This is a genomic window from Methylococcus sp. S1M (assembly GCF_051295855.1).
Classification (GTDB): Bacteria; Pseudomonadota; Gammaproteobacteria; order Methylococcales; family Methylococcaceae; genus Methylococcus; species Methylococcus capsulatus.
In genome coordinates, this window is the sequence record NZ_JBPDXO010000003.1 from 180,063 (window position 1) to 205,417 (window position 25,355).

The 25,355-nt window shown below is 64.0% G+C and carries 24 protein-coding genes; 13 read left to right on the forward strand and 11 right to left on the reverse strand.

From position 1 onward, the window contains the following. Positions 1–40 precede the first annotated feature (40 nt). A complete protein-coding gene (locus tag ACSHWJ_RS07350; RefSeq protein ID WP_432539559.1) occupies positions 41–1,261 on the reverse strand; it encodes an ABC transporter ATP-binding protein in 1,221 nt (406 codons plus the stop codon). 79 nt (positions 1,262–1,340) lie between these two features. Here ACSHWJ_RS07350 and rlmM point away from each other — a divergent pair, with 79 nt between their 5' ends. From rlmM to ACSHWJ_RS07385, 7 genes are read left to right on the forward strand one after another with little or no spacing between them, the layout of a single operon-like run. Further along, positions 1,341–2,399, forward strand: coding sequence for a 23S rRNA (cytidine(2498)-2'-O)-methyltransferase RlmM (rlmM, locus tag ACSHWJ_RS07355; RefSeq protein ID WP_010959463.1), 1,059 nt, complete (start codon positions 1,341–1,343; stop codon positions 2,397–2,399). A gap of 36 nt (positions 2,400–2,435) precedes the next feature. Next, positions 2,436–3,011 (forward strand): GspH/FimT family pseudopilin, encoded by a 576-nt coding sequence (locus ACSHWJ_RS07360; protein ID WP_432539650.1) that lies wholly within the window; start codon positions 2,436–2,438, stop codon positions 3,009–3,011. Then, complete coding sequence (pilV, locus tag ACSHWJ_RS07365) at positions 3,008–3,598, forward strand: type IV pilus modification protein PilV (RefSeq protein WP_017365953.1); 591 nt, start codon at positions 3,008–3,010, stop codon at positions 3,596–3,598. The genes ACSHWJ_RS07360 and pilV overlap by 4 nt, the downstream gene beginning before the upstream one ends. A gap of 2 nt (positions 3,599–3,600) precedes the next feature. Next, positions 3,601–4,701, forward strand: a complete 1,101-nt coding sequence (locus ACSHWJ_RS07370) for a PilW family protein (protein ID WP_432539560.1) — start codon at positions 3,601–3,603, stop codon at positions 4,699–4,701. Between the two features lie 27 nt (positions 4,702–4,728). Further along, positions 4,729–5,277 (forward strand): pilus assembly PilX family protein, encoded by a 549-nt coding sequence (locus ACSHWJ_RS07375; protein ID WP_432539561.1) that lies wholly within the window; start codon positions 4,729–4,731, stop codon positions 5,275–5,277. Positions 5,278–5,302: 25 nt separating this feature from the next. Next, positions 5,303–8,701 (forward strand): pilus assembly protein, encoded by a 3,399-nt coding sequence (locus ACSHWJ_RS07380; RefSeq protein ID WP_432539562.1) that lies wholly within the window; start codon positions 5,303–5,305, stop codon positions 8,699–8,701. A gap of 6 nt (positions 8,702–8,707) precedes the next feature. Next, complete coding sequence (locus ACSHWJ_RS07385; RefSeq protein ID WP_432539563.1) at positions 8,708–9,160, forward strand: type IV pilin protein; 453 nt, start codon at positions 8,708–8,710, stop codon at positions 9,158–9,160. A gap of 44 nt (positions 9,161–9,204) precedes the next feature. On the opposite strand, the gene ACSHWJ_RS07390 is transcribed toward ACSHWJ_RS07385, so the two are convergent. The 3 genes from ACSHWJ_RS07390 to ACSHWJ_RS07400 all read right to left on the reverse strand — a co-directional run bounded on the left by ACSHWJ_RS07390 (position 9,205) and on the right by ACSHWJ_RS07400 (position 11,626). Then, positions 9,205–9,558, reverse strand: a complete 354-nt coding sequence (locus tag ACSHWJ_RS07390; protein ID WP_432539564.1) for a hypothetical protein — start codon at positions 9,556–9,558, stop codon at positions 9,205–9,207. A gap of 39 nt (positions 9,559–9,597) precedes the next feature. Next, complete coding sequence (locus ACSHWJ_RS07395; RefSeq protein ID WP_432539565.1) at positions 9,598–10,638, reverse strand: hypothetical protein; 1,041 nt, start codon at positions 10,636–10,638, stop codon at positions 9,598–9,600. Between the two features lie 70 nt (positions 10,639–10,708). Further along, positions 10,709–11,626, reverse strand: a complete 918-nt coding sequence (locus ACSHWJ_RS07400) for a methyltransferase domain-containing protein (RefSeq protein WP_432539566.1) — start codon at positions 11,624–11,626, stop codon at positions 10,709–10,711. Between the two features lie 177 nt (positions 11,627–11,803). Here ACSHWJ_RS07400 and rimO point away from each other — a divergent pair, with 177 nt between their 5' ends. After that, on the forward strand, positions 11,804–13,117 hold the full coding sequence (rimO, locus tag ACSHWJ_RS07405; protein ID WP_010959453.1) for a 30S ribosomal protein S12 methylthiotransferase RimO: 1,314 nt from the start codon (positions 11,804–11,806) through the stop codon (positions 13,115–13,117). 42 nt (positions 13,118–13,159) lie between these two features. Here the strand turns inward: rimO and ACSHWJ_RS07410 are convergent, their stop codons facing one another. Then, positions 13,160–13,642 (reverse strand): FKBP-type peptidyl-prolyl cis-trans isomerase, encoded by a 483-nt coding sequence (locus ACSHWJ_RS07410; protein ID WP_010959452.1) that lies wholly within the window; start codon positions 13,640–13,642, stop codon positions 13,160–13,162. A gap of 283 nt (positions 13,643–13,925) precedes the next feature. Between ACSHWJ_RS07410 and ACSHWJ_RS07415 the strand changes: the two genes are divergently transcribed. The 3 genes from ACSHWJ_RS07415 to ACSHWJ_RS07425 are packed head-to-tail and all read left to right on the forward strand — an operon-like array spanning position 13,926 to position 18,673. Beyond that, positions 13,926–14,810: a hypothetical protein gene (locus ACSHWJ_RS07415; protein ID WP_249385167.1), complete on the forward strand. Its 885-nt coding sequence runs from the start codon at positions 13,926–13,928 to the stop codon at positions 14,808–14,810. Further along, positions 14,810–17,896: an efflux RND transporter permease subunit gene (locus ACSHWJ_RS07420; protein WP_432539567.1), complete on the forward strand. Its 3,087-nt coding sequence runs from the start codon at positions 14,810–14,812 to the stop codon at positions 17,894–17,896. The genes ACSHWJ_RS07415 and ACSHWJ_RS07420 overlap by 1 nt, the downstream gene beginning before the upstream one ends. 54 nt (positions 17,897–17,950) lie before the next feature. Continuing rightward, positions 17,951–18,673, forward strand: coding sequence for a DUF4403 family protein (locus tag ACSHWJ_RS07425; protein WP_041360516.1), 723 nt, complete (start codon positions 17,951–17,953; stop codon positions 18,671–18,673). A 7-nt stretch (positions 18,674–18,680) separates the two neighbouring features. Here the strand turns inward: ACSHWJ_RS07425 and ACSHWJ_RS07430 are convergent, their stop codons facing one another. The 6 genes from ACSHWJ_RS07430 to amrS are packed head-to-tail and all read right to left on the reverse strand — an operon-like array spanning position 18,681 to position 23,702. Further along, entirely contained in the window at positions 18,681–19,010 is a 330-nt protein-coding gene (locus ACSHWJ_RS07430) for a DUF1840 domain-containing protein (RefSeq protein WP_010959449.1), read from the reverse strand. Between the two features lie 38 nt (positions 19,011–19,048). Continuing rightward, a complete protein-coding gene (locus ACSHWJ_RS07435) occupies positions 19,049–20,848 on the reverse strand; it encodes a patatin-like phospholipase family protein (protein ID WP_432539568.1) in 1,800 nt (599 codons plus the stop codon). Between the two features lie 36 nt (positions 20,849–20,884). After that, positions 20,885–21,676 carry a lipase family protein gene (locus ACSHWJ_RS07440; protein ID WP_432539569.1) on the reverse strand — a complete coding sequence of 264 codons (792 nt, stop codon included), beginning with the start codon at positions 21,674–21,676 and terminating at the stop codon, positions 20,885–20,887. A gap of 24 nt (positions 21,677–21,700) precedes the next feature. Continuing rightward, a complete protein-coding gene (locus ACSHWJ_RS07445) occupies positions 21,701–21,895 on the reverse strand; it encodes a hypothetical protein (RefSeq protein ID WP_432539570.1) in 195 nt (64 codons plus the stop codon). Between the two features lie 56 nt (positions 21,896–21,951). Further along, positions 21,952–22,563 (reverse strand): glutathione transferase GstA, encoded by a 612-nt coding sequence (gene gstA, locus ACSHWJ_RS07450; RefSeq protein WP_017365939.1) that lies wholly within the window; start codon positions 22,561–22,563, stop codon positions 21,952–21,954. Positions 22,564–22,604: 41 nt separating this feature from the next. Further along, positions 22,605–23,702 carry an AmmeMemoRadiSam system radical SAM enzyme gene (amrS, locus tag ACSHWJ_RS07455; RefSeq protein ID WP_010959445.1) on the reverse strand — a complete coding sequence of 366 codons (1,098 nt, stop codon included), beginning with the start codon at positions 23,700–23,702 and terminating at the stop codon, positions 22,605–22,607. A gap of 101 nt (positions 23,703–23,803) precedes the next feature. Here amrS and amrB point away from each other — a divergent pair, with 101 nt between their 5' ends. Both amrB and amrA read left to right on the forward strand, forming a co-directional pair. Beyond that, entirely contained in the window at positions 23,804–24,607 is an 804-nt protein-coding gene (amrB, locus tag ACSHWJ_RS07460; protein WP_017365938.1) for an AmmeMemoRadiSam system protein B, read from the forward strand. Next, positions 24,576–25,160 carry an AmmeMemoRadiSam system protein A gene (amrA, locus tag ACSHWJ_RS07465; RefSeq protein WP_218796769.1) on the forward strand — a complete coding sequence of 195 codons (585 nt, stop codon included), beginning with the start codon at positions 24,576–24,578 and terminating at the stop codon, positions 25,158–25,160. The genes amrB and amrA overlap by 32 nt, the downstream gene beginning before the upstream one ends. Positions 25,161–25,355: the final 195 nt, after the last annotated feature.

Consider the following 25,355-nt stretch of genomic DNA (forward strand, 5'->3'; position numbering starts at 1 on the left):
CTGTTCCTTGGTCACTGAGGTCGTCTCCCGTAGCGGACGTTCAAGACGGCCTGCCTGAAGGTGCCGTCCAGATATGCGCTTCCATGACGCCGAAGCCGGCGGGGCGATCGTAAGCCGTCTGCAGGACCTGGACTCGCCGGGCCTTCCCTCGGTAAGCCAGGTCGCGCCCGCCCGCCTTCGCCGACACGGCAACGTCGTAAATCCCGGCATCCAGGCCGAGGAAGGGCAGTTCCACCCGAAGGCGCCCCCGCCCCCCGGCCAGGCATGGCCGGCTGTCCGCCGGCGTCAGTGTGCTGGCTGCGAGCAGACCCGCCGTATTCCAGAATTCGAGCCGCAGATCCACGGCCTCGAAATCGCGCTCGGCCCGGTATTCCAGTTCGAACGCCAACGGCTGGCCGGGGTTGGCCTGCAATGGCTCGTCCGCCGACCCGGAAAAATCCAGCCCGGCGGAAACGTCCGGAGGTCTAGTCGGCAAGACGCCGAGCGACTTCAGGTCGCGATTGAGATAACCCACGGCCTCGTAGTATTTCCCGAACACGGCTTCCGGCCGTCCCTCGACCACGGTCTGACCGTCGAACAGCAGCAGGCAGCGGTCGGCCACATGGAGCACGTTCATTTCGGAATGGGACACGAATACCAGGGCGCTGCCTTCACGCTTGAGGGTCTGGAGCCGCTCGAGACAGCGCAACTGGAATGCGACGTCACCCACCGCCAGCACTTCGTCGATGAGCAGGATATCGACCGGCATGCAGGTGGCGATGGCGAACTCCAGGCGGGCGTACATGCCATCGGAATAATGCTTGACCGGTCGCTCCAACACCGCCTCCAGTTCGGCGAAGGCCACGATTTCGTCCAGCCTGGCGTCGATCTCGCGCTTGGACAGTCCCAGCTCGGCGCACTTGAGATAGACGTTTTCGCGCCCGCTGTACATCGGCTGGAGCCCATGTCCCAAGCGGATCAGCGATTTCACCGCCCCGTGCAATTCGATCCCCCCGGCATCTGGGCGGTATTCGCGGCCGAGCATCCGTAGCAGCGTACTCTTGCCCGCACCGTTGGGGCCGACCAGTCCCAGGCACTCGCCCGCCGCGACTTCGAGGGACACGTCTCGCACCGCCCAGAATTCACCCGCCCGCAAGACCGGCGTCGGCCGTCGCCCGATCAGGCGCCGCCCTAGATCCTGCGTACGATGCCAAAGCGAATGCCCCAGGGAGCGGGAAAACTTCTTGCCGAGCCGGTGGGCCAGGATACGGGGGAAACTCACGGTCGGGACGAGGATGTCGGTTAGAATGCACAGCTTTCGCCGGTTCCAACTTAAACCAGCCCCGCGCACAGGTAAAGCCTTGACATCGCCCTCCTCGATCCTCCTCTACTGCCGCCGCGGCTTCGAAAAGGAATGCGCGGCCGAAATCCTGGTCCAAACCCAGGCGGCGGGGATTTCCGGCCATGTCCGGGCCAAGGAGAACTCGGCCTATGTGGTCTTCGTGGCGCACGAGCCCGAGATCCTGGCCAACCGAGCCGCCAGGCTGCGGTTCGACGCACTGATATTCGCCCGCCAGCGGATCTTCGCCAGCGGACCATTGGCCGACCTCCCGGTCGACGACCGGATCACCCCGCTCCTCGACACGGCGGCCGGCTTGCAGCGGCGCTATTCGACGCTCTGGCTGGAAACCGCGGACACCAACGAGGCCAAGGAACTGGCCGCCTTCACCCGCAAGTTCGAGCGTCCTTTCGCCGCCGCCGCGGCCGGCCTGCTCGGCGGCGGACCACAGGCCCCACGCCTGCACGTGTTCTTTCTGACTTCGACCGCCGCCTATCTGGGCTACACGCTGCCGGACGATTCGGCGCCGTGGCCCTGCGGCATCCCCCGCCTCAAGCTTCCCCGCTCCGCGCCGAGCCGGTCCACGCTCAAGCTCGAAGAAGCGTTCCTGGTATTCGTCGACCGGCCCGAAACCATGCTGCGCCCCGGCATGAGCGCCGTCGACCTGGGCGCCGCCCCCGGCGGCTGGACCTGGCAACTGGTGCGGCGCCACATCCGCACCACTGCCGTCGACAATGGCAACCTGGATCCAGCACTGTTGGACTCCGGTCTGGTGACCCATTTGCGCACCGACGGTTTCCGTTTCCGCCCTTCCAGGCCGGTCGACTGGCTGGTCTGCGACATGGTGGAACAGCCCTCGCGGATCGCTCGGCTGGTGGCCGACTGGGCGGCCGACGGCGCCTTCCGCTATGCCGTGTTCAATCTAAAATTGCCGATGAACAGGCGCTACGAGGAAGTCGAACGCTGCCGCGGCTTGATCGAGGAACGGCTAGCCGCACAAGGGGTGTCCCACCGCCTGAGATTCCGCCAGCTCTACCACGACCGGGAAGAAGTGACGGGATTTCTCGAGCTGGTGTCTTAGATCAAACGTTCCCGAGGGGAGAGGGGCTTGAAACTCATGCGTTCGCCGCTCCTGGGGTCGCCGATGCGCAGAACCGCCGCTTTCACCCTGATCGAACTCATGATCGGGATCGCCCTCGCCGCCGTCCTGCTCACCGTGGGCATACCCGGTTTCCGCGATCTGATCCTGGACAACCGCATGGCGGCCCAGATCAATTCGCTGGTGGCCGACTTGAGCTATGCCCGCAGTGAGGCCGTGAAGCGCAACTCCGAGGTCACCGTATGCAAGCGGAACACCGCCGGCACCGCCTGCGACGACTCGAAGAATTGGACGGACGGCTGGATCGTGGTGGCCGGTGCAACTGTATTGAGAGTCCATGACCCGGTTTCTTCGTCGCTGACCATGACCATCAAGTACACCGGCAGCAACCGCGTGGTTTACGGCGGCAAGGGGTTCCTGAGCGGTGTGAACAACGGCACCTTCATCTTCTGCGACAGCCGCGGTTACACCAAGGCGCGAGGTCTGGTGCTGGCGATGACGGGACGCCTGCGGACCACCCGCGACGACGACGGCAACCAGATTCAGGAAAAGGGCAGCAATGGCGTCAATCTTTCCGAAAGCGACTGCCAATGAACCGGTCTCGCCCTAACGGCTTCACCCTGATCGAAGTACTCGTCAGCGTGTTCATCTTTGCCGTGGCGCTGCTGGGCCTGGCCGCCCTGCAGATCACCGCCCGCAAGGCCGCGTTCGAATCCGCCCAGCGCAGTCTGGCCGCAGCCATCGGCCAGGACGTGCTGGAGCGGATGCGGCTGAACACCGAAGCCCTGTCCGGCTACACCGGGACCCTCAACGCGAACACCACGTTCAGCGACTCGCTCGACTGCGCGGGGCCGGCCAACCTGGCGGTCTGCGATCGCCGCGACTTCCAGCGCAGCCTGCTGGGCACCGCCGAAACGACCGGCACCGGAACGAATGTCTCCAAAACTGGCGGGCTGGCCAACCCCACGCTGTGCGTGACCAGCAGCAATGCAGGCGGCTCCGGCCAGTACACCGTCACCATCGTCTGGCGCGGCCGCGAGCCTGCCCTGCCCGAAGCAGGGTCGGAAAACGCATCTGACACCTGCGGCAACGGCCAATACGGCACCAACAACGAATACCGCCGGATCTTCCGGATCAGCACCTATATCTGCCGCGAAGGCGTCAGCGGAGGATGCATCTGAGCATGAAAATTCCGAGACGGAGCGGCCTGATGGGGTTTTCCACGGTGGAACTGCTGATATCGATGGTGCTGGGCCTTTTGGTGGTCGGCGCCATCGGCAGTCTGTTCGTGCAGCACAAGACCAACTACCGCCAGAACGAGCAATTCGCGCTGATGCAGGAAAACGGACGGTTCACCCTCAACCTGCTGGCCAGCGACCTGGCGCTGGCGGGATTCTGGGGTGGCGCCGATTGCAACGACCTGAGCCGTTGCCCTTCCGCCTCGGCCATCAGCGTGCAGAATGACTGCGGAACCAACTGGACGACCACGACGACGTCCTCGTCTCCGGCCACGCACTACCTCATGGCCCCGTCGGCGGACTCGATACCTGCCGATTGGCCCTGCTTCAACTCCAACGACTATCTCAAGCCTGGAACCAATCTGCTCGCCCTTAGGCACGCAGAAGGCAAGCCCGTCTATTGTCAGACCGGAGAGGACAAAAGGAACGACCGTTTCGCGGGACTGATCTATCTGCGAACCAGCGGCTCCAATGGCAATCTCGTAAAACTTCCCGTGTCCACCGCCACGCCGCCGGAGCCGCCCGACTGTCCGGTCAGCTCCAGCTCCGCGGCCTATTGGCGGTATGTCGTCCATGTCTATTACATCAGCCGAGGTTACACGGCGAGACAATGCGCCAGCAAACCCACCGATCCGCGGTGTGCGCCCAGGCTGATACGAAAGACCCTGGGCCGACAAACCGGAAACCCCATCATTTTCGAGTCGGATGACGGCGGAGAAATCGCCGAAGGTATCGAATATTTCCACATCGAATTCGGCATCGATGACGGCGACGGCAACATGACCGATGAGTCCTGCGACATGGATGGCATCCCCGAGCGGTATCTCTCCACCCGGGAGGATTACGCCGCCATCACCCCCGACGAGCTCGACTGCGCCATCAGTGCCAGGGTCCACGTGTTGGTGCGTAGCATGGAATCCGATTCAAGCTACACTGATGACAAGACTTATACATTCGGCTCGGTGACACTGGGACCGTTCGGTGACCACTTCCGCCGAAAAGTGTTCACGACCACGGTGCAGTTGCGGAACCAGCAATATCACTGAGCATTTCGTCGGAGGGGGAAGACGGCGATGGCCCGGAAAAGAAGCACGCAAAACGGCGCCGCCCTGGTCGTAGGCCTGCTGTTCACCATCGTGCTGACGATGCTGGGCATCGCGGCGATCCATTCCAGCAGCACCAGCGTCCGCATGGCGCGCAACGCCGAGGCCCGCATCAACGGCCTGCAGCAGGCGCAGGCGGCTGCCGACTACGTCGCGGCGGAAGCGATCGATCTCAACCTGGACCGGATGGGCAACAATGTACGTTGCACCGCAAGCTATCCCTACGGCACCTGCAACGGCCTGTCGCTGCCGGCCCTGCCATCACCGCTGACGACACCGCCGGTACACGTCCGGGTCCGCGGCAGCATCGCCTTCGGCTCGTCCAGACGCGAGGAGGGCAACAAGGTCTTCGAGCGCGTCATCGAAAGCGACTACGACGGCGCGCCGGCCGGATCGTCCGCCGATGCCAGCCGCGCCGGCGTGGTGTCCGCCGTCCGCGGCACCCTCGTCTCCAGCGGCTCGGTGCGTTACGACAGCGAAACTCCCGACCCGACGCCGACACCCGCGCCCACCTCCTAGCACCTGTCGAATCCGGAGAAGAACGATGAAAATCCAACCCGCAATCATGGTGCTTTCGATCGCTGCCCCCTTCTGCGCCGGCCGGGCGGACGACACCGACATCTATTTCGCTGGCGGCGGCTCGCTGGGCGGGAAACCGCTGGTGATGTTCAGCCTGGACTACCGCTCGAACCTGGGCGCACTGGTATGCCAAGGCACCGGTGAAGACGACGAGCATGACGATCACAGATATGACCATCAGGAAGATGACGACGATGAACACGGCGACGACTGCCGTTCGCTGAGGACGACTGTCTCCCCCAGTTCGGGAACCACCTATCTGCCCCCCAGCGGCGACGTGACCCATTTCGACCTGATCCGGGGCGCCTTGCGCAAGGCCATGGACGATCTCGGCACCGAGCTCGCCACTGTCCGGGTGGGGCTCATGATCAACCACGCCGATTCCACCACCGGCCAGTGCGGCGCCGGCCCCAGCGGCCAGTGCAGCAACGGCGCCTACGTGCTGAGAGGTTTCAGCACCGACAAGGCGCGCTTCCATGACGCCCTGGCCCGGATTCCCGTGCCGCAAGGCAACCTGGCCCACGACTTCCAGGGCAAGGAGCTCTATTTCGAGCTGTTCCGCTACCTGACCGGCCAGGCCATCTTCAACGGCCACAAGGGCTGGCAGGACTACGGCGACAGCAACCGGAACGACAACCTCGACGTCGACAACCCCGGAACGAGTTTCGACGACCGGCTGCTCAAGTGGGACAGCGGCATCGAAAACGGCACCAATTACGTGAGCCCACTGGTGGACAACTGCTCCAAGGTGTTCATGATCAACTTCATGTTCCAGGTCTCCAACAAGGACAACGACTCCGACGCCGCAATCAGGCAGAGCAAGGACTCGGGCGGTATGAACGGCCTCAATCCGGGCACCAGCAACAGCGCATTCGCCAACGTGATCCGCTGGATGCGCGACGCCGATCTGGCGGACGGCACCTACGGCAGCGCCGGCAACCTGGAAGACGTACAGAACGTCACGTCCTATTTCTTCGTCGCTCCCACGAACATCAACACCACGACCAACGGTTACGCGGTCGCCGGCGGAACCAACAATGCGCTGCCGCTGAGCACCGATCCCACTGTGCTGATCGCCTCCCTCAAAGAGGTCTTCAAGGAAGTGCTGAGCGTGAGCACCACCTTCGTCTCGGCCGCCTCACCGGTTAACGTCTTCAACCGCACGGAGTCGCTGAATCACGCGTTTTTCTCCATCTTCCAGCCGGAACAGGCGCCCCGCTGGAACGGCAATCTGAAACGGCTCAAGCTGGCATCCGATCCCACCACGCACCGACTCCAGGTCCTGGACGCCTCCAGTCCGCCGATCGAAGCGATCTCTCCCATCGACGGCAGGATCAAGCATGAAGCGTTCACCTACTGGACCAGCGCTTCCGGCTTCGATGTACAGACCTACGCCGATACCGGCAAGGGCGAAGTGGTTGGAAAAGACGGCCGCAGCGTGGGCCGCGGCGGCGGCGGCCAAAGAATCCCCGGATTCCTGACGAACTCGCCCGGCGACAGCAACTCCACCAGCGGCGCCCGGAAGCTCTATACCGAACCCGACAGTCTGAGCAACGGCACGGCGACGGCCCTGCGCGCACTGAACGCCGATTCGACCACCGCGGCTGCGCTCTGGAACACGCTCCGTCTGAACGGGGCGAAGAGCGGCGAGGTCTGGAGCGATGCCGCGAGCTATGGCACCGCCAGCAGCGACGATCAGGCCACGGCCGTGAAACTGCTCAAGTTCGCCCGCGGACAGGACGCCAACGACGAGGACGGCGACGGCAACTACACCGAGGCCCACCCCTGGGCGTCGCCGGCCAACCAGGCCAAGCGCAAGTGGCTGATGGCCGATCCGCTGCATTCGGCCGCCGTGCCGCTCAACTACGGCGCACGCAGCGGCTATTCGCGGGACGTTCAGGACGTCCGCATCCTGGTCTCCGGCAACGACGGCTTCCTGCACATGTTCCGCAATTCGGCTTCGGGAGGCACCACCACTGAAACGCCCAGCGGCGTCGAGGACTGGGCCTTCATTCCCCGCCGGCTGCTCGGCAATCTAAAGCCGCTCTCGGACAACGGCGCGGCGACACCCCATGTCTACGGACTCGACGGCACCGCAGCGGTCTATGTCAACGACATGAACCGCGACGGCACCGTGAACGGCGCCGACCAGGTCATCGCCTTCATCGGCATGCGCCGCGGCGGCAAGGGCTATTACGCGCTCGACATCACCGATCCCGACACCCCGAGGATGCTCTGGACGATCGAGAAGAACGACGCCAGCGGAAACTTCAACGAACTCGGCTACACCTTCTCCGATCCCACCATCGCCCAGCTCGACTGGGGCGAAGGCCGCAAACCCGTGCTCATCTTCGGCGGCGGCTATGGCACCCGCAAGGACGAAGCCAGCGCCGCGAATGCCCGGAACGCGGCGACCGGCACCGACGACACCGAGGGCAACGCGATCTACATCGTCAACGCCAAAACCGGCGCACTGGTCTGGAAAGCAGTCAAAGGATCGGGTGCCTCATCGGCAACGACGTTCCAGCATGCCGGACTGGCCGACAGCATTCCCTCCAAGGTCACGGCGGTCGATACCGACGACAACGGTATGGTGGACCGCCTGTACGTCGGCGACACCGGCGGGGTGCTGTGGCGCGCCGACCTGGCCTACGTGCAACCGGACGGCACCACGTCCTACAACGAGCCCGCCCACTGGACCCTCACCCCCGTGCTCTCGGTTGGCCGCCATGCCGGACAACCGGACCGGCGCTTCTTCCACCGTCCGGACTTCGTGCCGTCCCCCGCAGGCTCAAGCCGCTTCGATGCCGTGCTGATCGGCTCCGGCGACCGCGAGCACCCACTCGATACCAACGTCCAGAACCAGTTTTATATGTTCAAGGACACCTACGTCGCCAGCGGCTCGCCGCCGACGGGACCGGTCAAGACCCTGGCGGATCTCGACAACCTGACGAGCTCGACCACTGTCCATCCCGACAAATCCGGCTGGTACATCGACATCGGCAGTTCGGCCAGCGGCGAAAAAGTGCTCTCCAGCCCGCTCACCTACAACGGCTCGGTCTATTTCAGCACCTATGCGCCTCAGGGCGGGAGCGTTTCCGGACAGTGCGGACCCAACGAAGGCGAGTCGCTGACCTATGTCATCCGTCTCGCCGACGCGGCCGGCGTCTTCAACTTCAACGCGGCGACCACGGCCAACGAGCGCTTCACCGTCACCGGCCGGGGACTGCCCAGCGATCCCGTCACCGTCGCCGTCAACGGTAAACTCTACGTCACGGCCGGCAACCTGCCGGCGAATCCCGACCTGTCCAATCCGGTCGGCAATTCCGGCATCAACCGGCTCTACTGGTACGAAAAGGAGTGAACGGACGTGGCCGAACCGAACGGAAAGGTAAGCATTACTCCCGCCCGCCGGGCGGCGGAGGGACGGGGATTCTCCCTGCTCGAACTGATGATCACCGTGGCCATCATCGGCATCCTCGCCACCGTCGCCTACCCGTCCTACAAAGAACACATCGTCCGGACCCGCCGCGCCGACGGCAAAGCCGCGCTCCTGCGGGCCGCCGCACGCGAGGAGCAGTACTTCATGGACAACAAGACCTATACGAGCGACGTCACCAGACTCGGTTTCGCCTCCAACGGGAAATCCGACGAAGGCCATTACGTCATTTCCGTGACCGCCGCCGACGCCAATGGCTTCACGCTGCAAGCGACGCCGCAGAGTCCGCACACCGACGCACTCTGCGGCAATCTCACCCTGAACTCCCAGGGCGTGAAAGGAAAATCCGGCTCCGGCTCCGTCGCCGATTGCTGGAACTGGTAAAAGCGGGATGGGCGGTCAACCCGCCGCAGTGGAGACGGTGAGCCTCAATCCCCGATCCGCGCCAGCGAATCGATCACGGCTTTGGCCTCCGCCGGTCGCAGCCCGGTCGCCTCCCTCAGCCGATTGACCGCTCCACCCGGATTGCCGTCCCGGATCAGCCTGCGGATCTCCACCGCGGTATCGGAGGGCAGCCTGACCATTTTGCCGTTCACGACCACGTCGACGGGCTGCGCATCGGAGGGAATGCCGGCCCCACCTGCGGTTCGTCCAGGAGCGGTCCGTGCCGGTCCGCCGATCCGGGACACCAGCCAGCCGAGAAAGAAGCCGAGGCCTGTCCCCAGCAGCAGGAAGGCATATTCCTTGGGGAATCCGGACAGGTTCGCGGCGGCTTCGTTCATGGGCGTGTCGCTGGTGGGGGTTGAAAGGACTCGAGGACTTCAGCCTTTCACGCTGGCCTTGAGCGCTCGGAACTTCTCGATCATTTCCTTCTCCATCTGACCGCGGCCGATGGAATGCTTCAGTGCCTCGCCGAGGCCGGTGACTTGGTCGGTCGAAGAACGCACCGAGTAGAAGACCAGGGCGCCATCGAGGTAAGGCACGGTGCCGGCGAGAGTCTGGCTGACATCGTAGGAATGGCCGACGTAGAAGGCGCTCTGTAGCAGGAGGACCCCGTCGTTCCCGGCATGAATGATGCGGTGGACCAGGATCGGGGTGGGCCGTCCCTGCACCATGCGATTGAGCCAGATGAACGAATCCTCCGCACCGGCCGGCATCTCCGCCGGATAGCCGAGCAGAGCCTTCTGCAACCCAGGGAACCGATCGCCGAGCAACTTGCTGGCCCGGATGGCATCGGTCAGCTCGGCGGCCGGATCGGCCTTGTCACCGTCGCCGCGTTCGTATGCGGCCATGCCGGCCAGCCCCTTGCTCCGGTAGGCCCTCAGGCGGGCGGCAAGCACCGAGCGGTACTGCCTGGACACGGCTTCCACCACCGTTTCGTCGTCGTCGCTGGCGAGGCTCGCCTTCAGCGCGGCGAAGCCGGCGATTTCCTCGGCCGACAGATTGAAACCGGAACCCGGCCGGACGTTCAGCAGGTCGCGAGCCTCGTCCACCTGCGCCCGGCCGTAGGCGAACTTCGCGAAGGCTTCGACCCCGGCACCGCTGGGCACGACACCGCGAGCCGTGACGTCCGGATCGCGGGCAGCGAGTTCGCCGCGCCTGACGACCTCGACGATCCGGGCCGGCGCCGTTTTGAGGTACATGGCGATCCCGGTCGCCAGCGATTTGCTACCGGTCTCGACCACCGAATAGGAAACGATCTCTCCTTTCTGCAAGCGTGCGACGTCGGCCTGGGAGATCCCCACCTGGTCGATGAGTTGCCCCGCTGTCAGCCCGGCTCGGACGGGGGATGCGGCCAGAAGCAGAAAGCCCGCCAGCCATGCTTTCCGAAAAGCGATCGAGGGTGGGAAGGGACGGTTCATCGTTCTCGACTCCGGGGACAACGGTTGCGGCAGCCCGAAACCGACACCCCGGGCCCACGACGGCTTCAGCTTACACGGGTTTTTCCGCGCGGAAAATGCAGTAACGCACCATGCCCTCGCTGAATACCTTCCACTGCGCCAGTGCCACCTTGTAGTTGGCGGTCTGGGCCTTCTTGCGCAGCCCCAGCCAATGCATGATCCATTGCATCGGGGCGGTCCAGCGCGCGGTGAGATACATGCGGCGGGACGAAGGCAGGGTTTCCCGGGTCGCTTCGGTGACGTGGATCTCACGGAAACCGCATTCCTCCATGCCGGCATGGAACTCCTCCACGGTGGACAGGTTGGGCACCGCCCAGCCGTTCAGACAGTCCATCACCGCCCGCCATTCGGCTTCGTCGAACTCGCGCCGGGCGGCATAGCCATCACAGGCGATGAGGGTGCCGCCCGGCTTGAGCACCCGGTAAGCTTCGCGGAGGAAATCGCGCTTGTCCGTGGCGTAGCAACTGCTCTCGACGGCCCAGACCACGTCGAAGACGGCGTCCGGAAACGGCGTCTGGCAGAAGTCCGCCACCTGGAATTCGGTCTTGTCTGCGACGCCATGCCGCCGGGCGTTACGCCGGGCGTGCTCGACCTGTTGCTCACTGACGGTGATGCCGGTGGCCCGGGCCCCGACGTGCTTGGCTAGCCAGATGGAACTGCCGCCGATGCCGCAGCCGGCATCCAGCACGTGGTCGCCAGCCTCGATCCCCGCGATCGCGGCCATGATGCGGTTCTTGTTGATGAGGGCCTGGCTGTGGGTCTTGATCCCTTCTTCCCAGTAGCCGTAGTGCAGCGCCAGGTTCTCGTTGTCGAACCAGGCGGTGCGGTAGTCCCAGTAACAGTCGTCGTAATGCCTGGCCGTGTCGATACGGATTTCGGCTTCGGAAAACTCGGCGCCCTTGCGCAGGGAGTCGTTGCGGTAATCTTTGTTGGGTTCGAGATAATACATGGGTCATTCCAGAGCTGCTCGCCTCGTGCCCGATGCAGCAAAAACGCAAAGTGTACCCCGGAATTCTCGACCAAGGCATGTCTCGATGGAGTTCCGGGCTCAGCAACCGTTAAAATGACCGGTCGTTCTCCCATACTTCGAACTCCCCCCGCATCGAGCGGCCGAATCCATCCCGACATGAAACTCCCCCGAATCGGCTTCATCAGCCTTGGCTGTCCCAAGGCGCTCGTGGACAGCGAGCGCATCATCACCCAGTTGCGTGCCGAGGGCTACGCCATCGTGCCGACCTATCAGGACGCCGATCTGGTGGTCGTGAATACCTGCGGCTTCATCGACGCGGCGGTGGAGGAGTCGCTCGAAGCCATCGGCGAAGCCGTGGCGGAAAACGGCAAGGTGATCGTCACCGGCTGTCTCGGCGAACGGCCGGAGGAAATCCAGGCGCGCCATCCTGCGGTCTTGAAAGTGACCGGCGCCCATGCCTATGAAGAAGTCATGAACGCAGTGCACGAACACCTTCCGCCGCTGCACGATCCCTTCATGGACCTGGTGCCGCCACAGGGCGTCCGGCTGACCCCGCGCCATTACGCTTACCTCAAGATCTCGGAAGGCTGCAATCACCGCTGCAGCTTCTGCATCATCCCCGCGCTGCGCGGGGATCTGGTGAGCCGGCCGATCGGCGAGGTCATGACCGAAGCCGAACGGCTGGTCGCCGCTGGCGTGAAGGAAATCCTGGTGGTATCACAGGACACCAGCGCCTATGGGGCGGATCTAGGCTACCGCACCGGTTTCTGGGGCGGACGGCCGCTGCGCACGCGCTTCCAGGAACTGGCGCGGGCGCTGGGCGATCTGGGCGTCTGGATCCGGCTGCACTACGTTTATCCGTATCCCCATGTGGACGAAGTGATCCCGCTGATGGCGGAAGGACGACTCCTGCCCTATCTGGACATCCCGTTTCAGCACGCCAGTGCGCGGGTCCTGAAAGCGATGAAACGGCCCGCAGCGACGGAAAACATCCTCGCCGCCATCCGCCGCTGGCGTGAGGTCTGCCCGGAACTCACCTTGCGCAGCACCTTCATCGTCGGCTTCCCCGGCGAGACCGAAGACGAGTTCCGCGAACTGCTCGACTTCCTGGAGGAAGCCCGGCTCGACCGGGTCGGCTGCTTCGAATACTCGCCGGTGAAAGGCGCGGCGGCCAACGCCCTGCCCGATCCAGTGCCGGCCGAGGTGAAAGCCGAGCGCCATGCCCGTCTCATGGAGGTGCAGGAGCGCATCAGCGCGGCGCGGCTGCGGACGAGAATCGGCCGGACCGAGACGGTGCTGGTGGACGAAGTGGTGGAAGAGGGCGCGGTCGCCCGCCGCCGGGCCGATGCCCCGGAGATCGACGGTCAGGTCTTCATCGATGGCGCCACCCACCTCGAGGTCGGCGAATTCGTGGAAGCCACCTTCGAGGACGCGGACGCGCACGATCTTTGGGCCCGCCTGGCCGACTAGCGCTTCGAGACGACTCCCCGGGCAGCCGCCAGCCTTGCCGAATCAGTGGTGATGACCGCCGGGACCATGGACGTGGCCGTGTTCGAGCTCTTCGGGCGTGGCATCGCGGATGCCGGCGACTTCGACGTTGAAATGCAGGGTCATGCCGGCCATGGGATGGTTGCCGTCCAGCACCACCTCGTCTTCCAGCACTTCCAGCACCGTCACGATCTGCATGCCTTCGTTGGACTCGGCATGGAACTGCATGCCCGGCAGGATTTCGTCGACGCCCTCGAAGGCGTGCCGCGGTACCGCCTGGACCAGGTTCTCGTCGTGCAGACCGTAGGCCTCCTCCGGGGGGATGGTAACGTTGAAGCTGTCGCCGACCACCCGGCCGGTCAGCGCATCCTCGAGGCCGGCGATGATGTTGCCCATCCCGTGGATGTAAGCCAGCGGCTCGTCCGCGCTGGAGCTGTCGAGAACGTCTCCCTCGTCGTTGGTTAGGGTATAGTGGATGAGGACAACCTTGTGGGGAGAGATTTGCATGGGAATACCTGCTGAGATTGGAGTCGCCATCATAGTCTTTTTCCTCGAATGCAGACAGGCTTTCGTTGTCGCGGCTGATGACGGCCAGTTTCCTCTGTCCTTCGCCGTCTGACCGGGCGCCGGGCCTTTCCGAGTATACCTCCGCTCCCCGCCGATGCCGTATATCCACCGGACGCCCCGCCCCACGCGCGCGGCCGTCCTGCTTTGTTGTTGTGTCCTTTCCGGCGCCGCAGGCGACGAGGCCGGGACGGCTTTCGAAATACCGGTGCAGCAAACCGGGGTCGTGCTCGAACCCGCACGGCAGCGACTCGCTGGCATCGAAACGCGCATCCTGGATGCCGTCGAGTACCGGCCCGAAACGAGATCACTGGGCCGCATCGTGGATCTCCAGCCATTGCTCGAACTGCGCTCGCGCTACCGCGCCGCCCAGGCCGAGGCCAAGATCACCGATGCCGCGCTGCGGCTCGCCCGCAAGAACCGTGACCGGCTCGCCAGCCTGCACAGCGAAGCCATCGTCGCCACCCGCGAACTGATCCACGCCGAATCCCAACTCGCCGCCGACGAGGCACGGGCCGTGACGGCGCGCCAGCATGTCCGGGAGTTGCAGGAGGAAGGTCTGCAGGCGTGGGGCACGGAGCTGTTCCAGGCCGCCGTGGCCGGGGACTCCCGCTTGTTCGACGATCTGCTGCAACGGCGCCGGGTGCTGCTCCTGGTCACCCTGCACCACGGCCAGGCGCTGCCTGCGGACGCCGCCCGTATCATGGTGGCGCGGGAAGGTGACCGGCAGGCGGCACAGCCCGCCGAACTGGTCTCGGCGGCGCCGAAGACCGACGACATCGTGCAAGGGGAAACCTGGTTCTTTCACACCGATGCCCGCAAGTTGCGTACCGGCATGCGTATCGAGGCATGGATTCCGGCTTCCGCCGAAAAGCTGAGCGGCGTCGTCATTCCCCGCTCGGCGCAGATCTGGCACGAGGGCCGGCCCTGGGTCTACCTGCAGATCGGCGCAGACCGTTTCGTGCGAAGGCCGATCGATGCTCATCGCGACTACGGCGACGCCTGGTTCGTCGACGAAGGGATCGAGCCGGGCGCTTCGCTGGTGACGCGGGGGGCGCAGCTGCTGTTGTCGGAGGAACAGCGCCACGCGATCCCCGAAGAGGACGACTGATGCTGGGCGCCTTGGTCCGCTTCGCGGTGTGCCGCAGCGGTGTCGTGATCGCGCTCGCGGTGCTGCTGGCGGCCTACGGCCTGTACCGTGCGGCGACGGCGAAACTGGACATCTTTCCCGAATTTTCCGCCAAGCGGGTGGTGGTGCAGACCGAAGCCCCGGGCCTCACCACCCGGCAGGTCGAGATCCTCCTGACCCTACCCATCGAGCGAAAGCTGGCCGGCATCGTCGGACTGGAAACCCTGCGCTCGGAGTCGATCCAGGGTCTGTCGGTGGTAACGGCGGTATTCGCCGAGGAGACCGACATCTACCGCGACCGGCAACTGGTGAGTGAACGCTTGGCGCTGCTGGCCGGTCAGCTTCCGGAAGGCGCGGGGACGCCGGTCCTGGTGCCGTTGTCCTCCTCCTCGGCGACGGTGCAGACGTTCGGCTTGACTTCGGAGACCCTCGGCCCCATGGAACTGCGGACGCTGGCGGACTGGGTGATGACGCCGCGCCTCCTCGCCGTGCCGGGAGTCGCCGACGTCAATGTCTTCGGTGGCGCAGTACAGCAGTTGCAGGTGGAAGTCGATCCCGCACGGCTCAAGCGCTTCGGTCTCGACCTCAACGCCGTGAGCCTGGCGGTGCGCCAGTCGTTCCGCACCCAGGGCGCCGGCTTCGTGGAGAACGAGAACCAGCGTTTGGCCCTTCAGGTCACGGGCCTCCCGCTCGGTCCGGAAAGCCTCGGCAACGTCATCCTCAACCGTTCGCCCGGCGCGGTGCTCAAGCTGCGGGACGTCGGGACGGTCCGTTTCGGGCCCAGGCCGCCGATCGGCGCGGCCGCGGTCAATGGCGCCGCCGGGATCGTCATGATGGTGATCGGCCAGTATGGCGCCAACACCCTCGAGGTATCGCGCGGCGTGGAACGCGGCCTGGCGGAACTCGCCCCGATGCTCGCCGCACGAGGCGCGACACTGCATCCCAGACTGTTCCGCCCCGCCGACTATATCGAGCGGGCGCTGGACAACCTCGGCGCTCACCTGCTGGCGGGCGGGCTGCTGGTGATGGCGGTACTCTACGCCTTCCTGTATGACCTTCGCACCGCTCTGATCTCGGCAGTGGCGATCCCGCTTTCACTGCTGGGCGCCTTCGTGGTGCTCCAGGCTTTCGGTGTCAGCCTGAACCTCATGGTGCTGGGAGGACTGGCCATCGCCCTGGGCGAAGTCGTCGACGACGCCATCATCGACACCGAGAACATCTTCCGGCGACTGCGGGAAAACCGCGCCACTGCCGCCCCTCGCCCCGCGCTCACGGTCGTTTACGAGGCATCACTGGAAGTCCGCGGGTCGGTGGTCTACGCCAGCTTCATCGTGGCCCTGGTATTCCTGCCGCTGCTGGGATTGGGCGGCGTCGCCGGCCGTCTGTTCGCGCCGCTCGGCTACGCCTACATCATCGCCATCCTGATCTCGCTGGCGACCGCACTGACGGTCACGCCTGCGCTTTGCGTCGCCCTGCTGACAGGTTCGAAAGAGGCGGCGGAAACGCCGCCGCTGATCCGCTGGCTGCAACCGCTTTATGGACGCTGGCTGCGGTGGGCCGCGAGGCAGCCGGCCCGGCTCGCGGCCGGCAGCCTCGCGGCCTGCCTCCTGGCGACCGCGTTGGCCCCTGGGCTGGGCGGGGACTTCCTGCCGCACCTGCGCGAGGGGCACTACATCGTGCACACCACGAGCCTGCCCGGCACCTCGCTGCAGGAATCACTGCGCCTTGGCGGACTGGTCGTCCGCGAGATCCTGCGGATCCCCGGGGTGGAATCCGTCTCGCAATGGGCGGGACGGGCCGAGCGCGGCGCCGATACCTACGGCAGCCATTACAGCGAATACGAGGTGCGCCTCCAACCGATGTCCGGCAGCGGACAACAGAAGGTGCTGGAGCGGCTGCGCGGACTACTGGCGGGCTTCCCCGGAATACGGGCCGAGGTGAACACCTTCCTCACCGAACGGGTCAACGAAACGATTTCGGGCTACACCTCGCCGGTCGCAGTCAATCTGTACGGTGAAGACCTGGATCTGCTGGACCGGAAGGCGCGCGAGCTCGCCGACGAAATCGGCAGGATGGCTGGAGCCACGGACGTGCAGCTGCGGTCGCCGCCCGGCTCGCCGCTGGCGGAAATCCGGCTGCGGCCCGATCAGCTCCAGGTGTGGGGACTACGTCCGGGAGACGTCATGGATGCCGTCGACACCGCTTTCGCCGGCCGGACCGTCGGCCACTTCCCCCTCGGCCAGCGTATCGTCGAAACGTCCGTCATCCTCCGGCCGGATTTGCGGCAGTCGCTCGACAGCCTGCGCGAACTGCCGCTCAAAAGCCAGGACGGTACGCTCGTATCCCTCGGCGAGGTGGCCGAAATCTCCGAAACCGGGGATCGCTACAACATCCTGCACGGCGGCGGCCGCCGCATCCAGACCGTGACCGCCGGCGTCGAGGGGCGCGACCTGGCCTCGTTCGTGGAGGAATTGCGGGCCCGGTTGGATGCGGTGCTGGGACGTTCGACCGGCGTCTATGCGGAAATAACCGGCGCCGCGATGGAACAGGGCGTCGCCCGGCGCGAACTGATCGCCCGCGCCTGCCTGGCTGGCGGCGGCGTGCTGGTGCTCACCTATCTCGCCATAGGCCGTTTACGCCATACCGCCATCGTCCTGGCCAACCTGCCGTTCTCACTGGCTGGCGGGGTGCTGGCAGCAGGGATTTCCGGCGCCAGCCTTTCGGTGGGCGCGCTGGTAGGTTTCGTGACTCTGTTCGGCATCACCGTCCGCAACACCATCATGCTGCTTTCGCATTACCGTCATCTGGTCGAGAGGGAAAGGCAGACATGGAATCTCGACACCGCCGTGCGGGGTGCCCAGGAACGCCTGCCTTCGATTCTGATGACGGCGCTGGTGACCGCGCTGGCGATGCTGCCCATCGCCAGCGGCAGCGACGACCCGGGACTGGAAATCATGGGACCGATGGCTGCCATCATCATCGGCGGCCTGCTGTCTTCCACCTGCCTCAATCTCGCGTTGCTGCCGGCAATGCTGCTGCGCTGGGGAGGCTCTTTCGAAAACCGGTAGAATGTCGCCCGTGAGACCGAACCGTCCCCTTTCGCCTCGAGGATCGACCGCTCGATGATCAAAAAAATCCTGGCGGCGTCGATCGTCCTCGCCGCCGTATTCGCGTTTTCATGGCACATGGGGGTACGCCAGCGCCTGGCGAACGAAGCGAAGCGCGCCCAGGCACGGATGTCGGTACCGGCGCCGCCCGTCAGTCCGGCACCCACCCCCATACCACTCGCCGCGCCGGAGCAGCAAACGGCGCCAGAGGCCCCCACCGAAGCCCGGAAGCCGGTGGATCTGCTGAAAGAGCCTGCCAGGATTCACTCGGGTGGACGGAAAAAGGTCTGCAAAAAGATCCTCGGCCTGGAGACCTGCGCCGATACCGAATGGAACGTCCAGGTCGTGACGGAAGGCCAGCCGTCCGTCACCCGCAACGGGAACCTCTTCCATGTCTCCATCCCCGTCCGGTTCACCGGCGAAGCGGCGGCCTCCAGCGAGGACTTCAAAAGCCTGAAGCTCGACAGCCGGAAATTCACCGGAGCGGTCGATGCCTGGGCCGACGTGGGCATCGATCCCGCCGACGGCTGCACGATCAACGCGGTGTCGACCGGCATCGAATGGCGGGAAGAGCCGGAAATCGAGCTCGTGGGCGGACTGCAGGTGAAGGTGGGCGATCTCGTGAGGAGCCATTTCGAGAAGACCTTGCAGGACGCGGTCGAGTCACTGAAACTGCAGGCGACCTGCGAAATGGTGAAGAAACAGATCGAACGGCTGTACCAGGAGAACGGAAACTGACGCCGCCTCAGAACTTGAGCGGAGCCTTCCCTTCCTGCTCCCACAGTAGGTCGCAGCCATGTTTCAGCGAATCCTTGAGCAGCCCGATGAGCGGGAAGGCCCGCACCCGCAGGTTCGGCTTTTCCTGCCTTTCCTCTTCCTCGTCTTCGGAGGAAGTGGAGACCGGGGCCGCTTCGGCCGCCAGCCCCTGTTCGAGCTTCTCGAGCGCCACCGGGATGTCCCTGGCCAGCAGGGCACCCGGCACCGTACCGGTATTTCCCATCATCCTGAGCAGGTGCAGAGCGACATCGCCGAACATCGTCACCCGCCCGACTTTGCTTTCAAAGGTTATCAGCATGAACGTGCCGGTATGTCAAATGGCCATGGCTGCGGAGTTCATCGGCCAAGCTTCAGATATCTGGGATTGATTACTTTCAGATAGAAAAAGGCCACGATGGAAACCAGGCTGCCAACGATGGCGAGGGGATAAACCAGACCCCACACGTTTCCGGTGCGCACCGTTCTAACGCCCTCGGCAAGCCACTTCTGCCAATGCTGCACAGGATGCGGCAGCTTCTTCATCAGCGTCCATCCCGCCATGCCGAAGACGACGACCGCCGCCGTCCACCCGGGCGCAGCCAATGCCCCCTGGATTCGATCGGCGTAGACGGTCAACGCTTCATAGACGAAAGCCCAGATACTCAGAAGGACGACCAGTCCCAAACCTGCTCCCAACAATTTCCCTTTCGTATCGGTCAAGCGGAACACCTTGAAAAACATGTCACCGCCCACGGCAAGGCAATGGGTCAGTCTGCAGCTATCCAGCGTGGGACTCGTCATGACGGAATAAAAACCCCAGGGGAGAGACGGCGGATTCTTCAAGCCTTCGGATTGGTTGAGGAATCTATCGCACAAGCAATAACCGTCATACATCAGAGCGTTGGCTTCGATATCGGCGAAGGCATCCAGATCGGTACGTATCGCCGAGAGCAGAAATATTTGCCCGTTGTCCGCACCGGTCTGGTTGTAATCGCTGCTGTCGGGAGGCGGAGAGAAGCTCCGGAAATACGGCGTGCCGCCAAACCCCTCCCTGAGATGCCAGAAACGCGCATCGACGGTTTTGCCGCCCTCTTTCATCTCCAGCTCCCGAACGATGAGGTCCCGCACCCGTTTCATCAACACATCGTTTGAACGCATGAACACGGAAGCCATGCCGCTTGCAGGGCTGCGGTCATGGCACAACTGCCCGCTGGCATCGCTGCAGATGATGTGCGTGCATTTTCCATCGGTTAGCGCTGTCAAGCCCTGGTTGTCGAATACGCCGCCATCCACCAATTCGATGACGTCTTTTTCTCCGTATAAATCGTGAATCGCAAACGGCGCAAACAACGCTGGCACGCAGGCGGAAGCCGCAACCGCATCGGATAGGGTCAGCCTGTTCAATATGGCCGCACGCTTTTTGTTTTGCTCAGGTGACAAGCCGGGATCGTTGGGATTGGCGAAACTTATTCTCGGATAGAGATCCGATGAAGCCACGCCGACGTAAGACGCCGTGAATACCCAGTTGTCGCCGGAGTTCAGCGTCGTCGCGTTGATATTCAATACGGGAATCTTGTGCTCGGCGTCCCGGTTATGCAAGGCAACATCGAATCCGGGCCGTTCGCCCTTGGGGACGATTTTGAGATCCTTGAGAAATATGTCTCTGCAATCCTTTAGGCTCAGCGCATCTTGCAGCCAGTCCCGCAATGTCTCTTTCCCAGGTCTCTGGATGGGGCGGTAGAATGTCTCGTTATATAACTCCGACATGCGGTCACTGCGCGAATAATCGTCGCTGATGAACATCTTCGCATTTTTGATGGGGTTCAGCAGGGCACGCACGCGCAAGTTGGTCTGGACTCCTTTCAAGAATTCCGTTTCCAGCTCCTGGACTATCTTGACGTAGGCACCGGGTGTGGACGGTATGACCCCATCCGTGCGCTCGTGTTCCAGTAACTGTTTTACCTTCAGATAATACATCGCGCCGATGATGGAACCGCCGGACACGGTCGAGAGCATCTGCACATGTCGCAATAAATCGAGTTCCGCCATTTTCGCCAGAACGCCGAGATGGAACAGCGCGGCTCGAAACCCGCCCCCGGACAGGGCCAAGCCCAATCTATCGGTGTTTCGGATCGTAAAGGGAGCGTCGTGGTTCATCGTTACGGCCTCCAGCGAGACGAGACGGGGCGACTGCTAGCCCTCGACGATAGGGAAATCACTGACCAAGGCGGTGTAATTGCCTTTCTTGCCTGCGGAGACCTCGGCCCGCGTCCCGGCCAAGTGGTGGTGCTCGGCCCAATGTTCCGGATGCCGGAGCAGGCGTGTCAAGCGCCCCAGAAACAGGGAGGCCTCCTGGCGGACGCTCATGTCCACGTGTAACTGGCCGCTTTCATGGTTGCCGTAGCACAAGCGGCCGACGCCCACATAACCCAGGTCGTGGACGCTCAGTTCCAGGAACTCGTTCACCTTGACCGGAACACCAAAGCGCTTCAAAGGCAAATGCCTCGGGACGGTCACGAGCGTCTTCACCCACCTGCTCAGCAGTGTCGGCGGAACGTGGGGAACGATGTCGTCGCCGAATTCGATACGGTGGAACGGAAACTCCGCCGGAACCGCGTCTGCGAAGGTCCGGTCGCCGGCGCGCGGTGCGGCGAAGGTGTAAGTGGCCGCGACCTTGAATCCGCCCGCGAGCAACGCCACCGTCGCGAGCGTGGCCTCGGCGCCACCCTGACTGTGCCCCGTGAGGTACAAGGGTTTGTCCTTGCCACCGTTTTTCGACAACACGTCAATGACTTTGGCCTGGACGGCTTTCAGCTCGGAAAGGAATCCCGCGTGGACCCGGCCGGGGAGCTCCACCTCTTTGTCCAAGCCGAGATGTTCCTTGCCGAGTTTGAACGGCACCGGTGCCGCCCGGAAATTGTTGAGCCAATCCTCGATCGAATCCTTGGCGTTCACGGCGTTGTCGAATTCGGTCTTGGTGCCCATGTAGGCAACGACATTCTTGTCCGGTTACCGGAAAACGCAGGCCACCGAGGTATCGCCCCCTCGTATGGGCTCCAACGAGGCGGGATCGGGTTTGCCTCCCTGCTGCTCGATCCACTGGAGCGCATCGCCTTCCTCGGGGGCGAGAGCGAACGCCTTGGCATAGGTATAGCGGCAAATTTCGAGCAACAGCCGCGCGAATCCTCGATCGAATGTCGACATATCCCCTCCACGTTGGCAAGCGCCGCGGAAGCCTCTTCCCGCCGGCGGGACTTAACTTATTGGATCAACCCTTCGGCCTTCATAGCGGCCTGAACTGCTGGCCGCGCCTGGTTGCGTTCGAGATAGGCGAGGATGCGCGGCCACTTCGAGAGATCGATCTTGAGATATTCGCACCAACCCAGCACGGTAGAGAGATAAGCGTCGGCCACGCTGTAGCGGTCCCCCATCAGCCAGGGACCGCCCGCCTCCAGCCGGTCTTCCACGTAATCCAGCCTCCGCGACAGCAGCCCGAGTGCTATCTGCTTGCTGGCCTCGGGAGATTCCGGATTCCAGAACGGGCCGAAGGTTTTGTGGATCTCGGTGGAGATGAAGGCCAGCCACTCCAGGAGCCGGTAGCGCTCGAACGTCCCCGACGGCGGCATCAGGCCGGACTCGGGCGCGAGGTCCGCGAGGTATTGCAGGATGACCTGGTCCTCGGTCAGCACCTGGCCATCGTCCAGCTGCAATGCCGGTACATAGCCCTTGGGATTGACCTGGAGAAAGTCCGCGCCGCTGCCGGTCTTCTTGGTGCCGAGATCGACGTTCTCCAGCTCGAAATCCAAACCCGCTTCGCGCAGCACGATGTGGGGCGCCAGGGAACAGGCACCGGGGAAATAGTAGAGTTTCATGGGTGCATCCTCGTTTCGGTGTGTTTGAAGGGGGGCTACCGTCAGACACGTCCAGCCATGCTGACGGGCATGCGCTTCGCGCCCCAGTCCCCCGGCGCGGACTCGAACACGCCGGCACAGGGCGTGCCGCAGCGGTTGCAGCGTCCTTCCGGCGTGAGGTTCCACTCCGACAGCTCGTACCAGTCGCGGCCGATCAGCATCCGTCCGCAATGGTGGCAGTAAGTGCTGTCCCCCTCTTTGTGATGGATGTTGCCGACGTAGGCGTAGCGCACCCCATTCTTCATGGCGATCCGCCGCGCCTCGAGCAGCGTCGCGGGCGGCGTGGCGCTCTTGTTCAGCATCTTCCAGTCGGGATGGAAGGCCGAGAAATGCAGTGGAACGTCCGGCCCCAGCTTCTCCACCACCCACTGGGTCAGCGCCTCCAGCTCCCGTTCGGAATCGTTTTCGTCCGGGATCAGCAGGGTGGTGATCTCCAACCAGACCTGCGTCTCATGCTTGATGTATTCCAGGGTCTCCAGCACCGGCTGCAGATGGCCGCCGCAAATCCTGTGGTAGAAGTCCTCGGTGAACGCTTTCAGATCGATGTTGGCGGCATCCATGTGGCGATAGAACTCGGCGCGCGGCTCCGCGCACTGGTAGCCGGCGGAGACGGCGACCGACTTGATACCGAGCTCGCGGCAGGCGCGCGCGGTATCGATCGTGTATTCGTGGAAAATGACCGGGTCGTTGTAAGTGTAGGCCACGCTGCGGCAGCCCAGCGCCTTGGCGGTCCTGGCGATCGCCTCGGGGCTGGCCCGGTCCAGCAGCGAATCCATTTCGCGCGACTTGCTGATGTCCCAGTTCTGGCAGAACTTGCAGGCCAGATTGCAGCCGGCGGTGCCGAAGGAGAACACCGGCGTCCCCGGCAGGAAGTGGTTCAGCGGCTTCTTTTCGATGGGATCGACGCAGAACCCGCTGGAGCGGCCGTAGGACAGCAGCACCACCTTGCCGCCGACGTTGCCCCGCACGAAGCACAGACCGCGCTGCCCTTCGTGCAGTTTGCAGAAGCGGGGACAGACATCGCATTGGACACGACCATCCTCCAGAACATGCCAGAACCGAGTGGGAAAGGCTTCCGCGGCATCGATGTTGGTGTCCATGACGTACCCCCGGGAACGACGGGAAGTTGACAGACGGAACTACAGTATGAATTCTGTAGCCGCCAAGCAAGTGTTTCTTCATTGCACAGCAGGAGGACACCATGCGATCCGTTCGAGCTCCAGCCGTCGCCGGCCTGTTCTACCCCGCAGACCGCCGCCAGCTCCACGCCCTGCTGCAGGGCTTCCTCGGCGAAGCGAAGACCGCCGGTACACCGCCCAAGGCGCTGATCGCCCCCCATGCCGGCTACGTCTATTCCGGCCCCGTCGCCGCCAGCGCCTATGTCCTGCTGAAGCCTTTGCGGCACAGCATCCGGCGCGTCGTACTGCTGGGTCCGTCGCACCGCATCGCCTTCCGGGGGCTCGCACTGAGCAGCACCCAAAGCTTTGCGACGCCCCTGGGCGAAATCCCGCTGGACCTCGAAGCCCAGTCGGTACTCGCCGCACTGCCGTTCGTACACGTTTTGGACCAGGCCCATGTACTGGAACACAGCCTCGAAGTCCAACTGCCGTTCCTGCAGGAAATGCTGGAAGATTTCAAACTGGTGCCGATCGTGGTGGGCGATGCAGTGCCGGGCCAGGTCGCCGAGGCGATCGACCTGGTGTGGGGCGGGGACGAAACCCTCATCGTCGTCAGTTCGGATTTGAGCCATTATCACGATTATGCGACGGCCCGGCGGATGGACCGGGCGACCTCCGACGCCATCGAATCGCTGCACCCCGAGGAGATCGGCTTCGAAGACGCCTGCGGACGGCTGCCTGTGGCGGGCCTCCTCATCGCCGCGCGCCGCCGGGGTCTTTCGGCGAAAACGGTCGATCTGCGCAATTCCGGCGATACCGCCGGTTCCAAGGACAGCGTCGTAGGATACGGAGCCTATGTCATCGAACCAGGGCCCTTGCCCGCTTGAACCCGGACACCGGCGATACCTGCTGGACCTCGCCCGCGCGTCGATCCGGCACGGCCTCACCACCGGCAGCCCCCTCCCGGTCGACCTTGCAGACCTGCCTTCCCGGCTTAAGGAGCGGCGTGCGACCTTCGTCACGCTGAAGAAAGGCGGCGCACTGCGCGGCTGCATCGGCTGCCTGGAAGCGCTGAAACCGCTCGCCGTCGACGTGGCCGACAATGCCTTTTCCGCCGCCTTCCGCGACCCGCGCTTCCCGCCCGTCACGGCGGACGAAATCGACGGCCTGGACATCCATGTCTCCCTGCTCACGCCGCCCGAACCCATGAGTTTCGTTTCCGAGCGCGACCTGATCGGACGACTGAGGGCCGGCATCGACGGCCTGATACTTCAGGAAGGCCCCCTGCGCGGCACCTTTCTGCCTTCCGTGTGGGAAGCCTTGCCGCGGCCGGAGGACTTCTTGCGCCAGCTCAAGCTCAAGGCGGGTTTGCCGGAGGACTATTGGTCGGACACATTGAGGATTTCCCGGTACCAGGTCGAGAGCATCGACCAGGCCTGATATCGCCCGCTTGGCCTTCTTCCAGAATTGCACACAATCGCCGACTGCCCGGAAAAACCACCCTGAAGAAAACCCAGGCCAGCCAAGCCGCTGCTGAACTGGGCAGGTCCAACCCGCTCGAACGCGCCGCGATCGGCACTCGAGCCGGCGTCATCGCGGCAACTCGGGTCGACTGGTCGTTCAAGAAGACGCCCC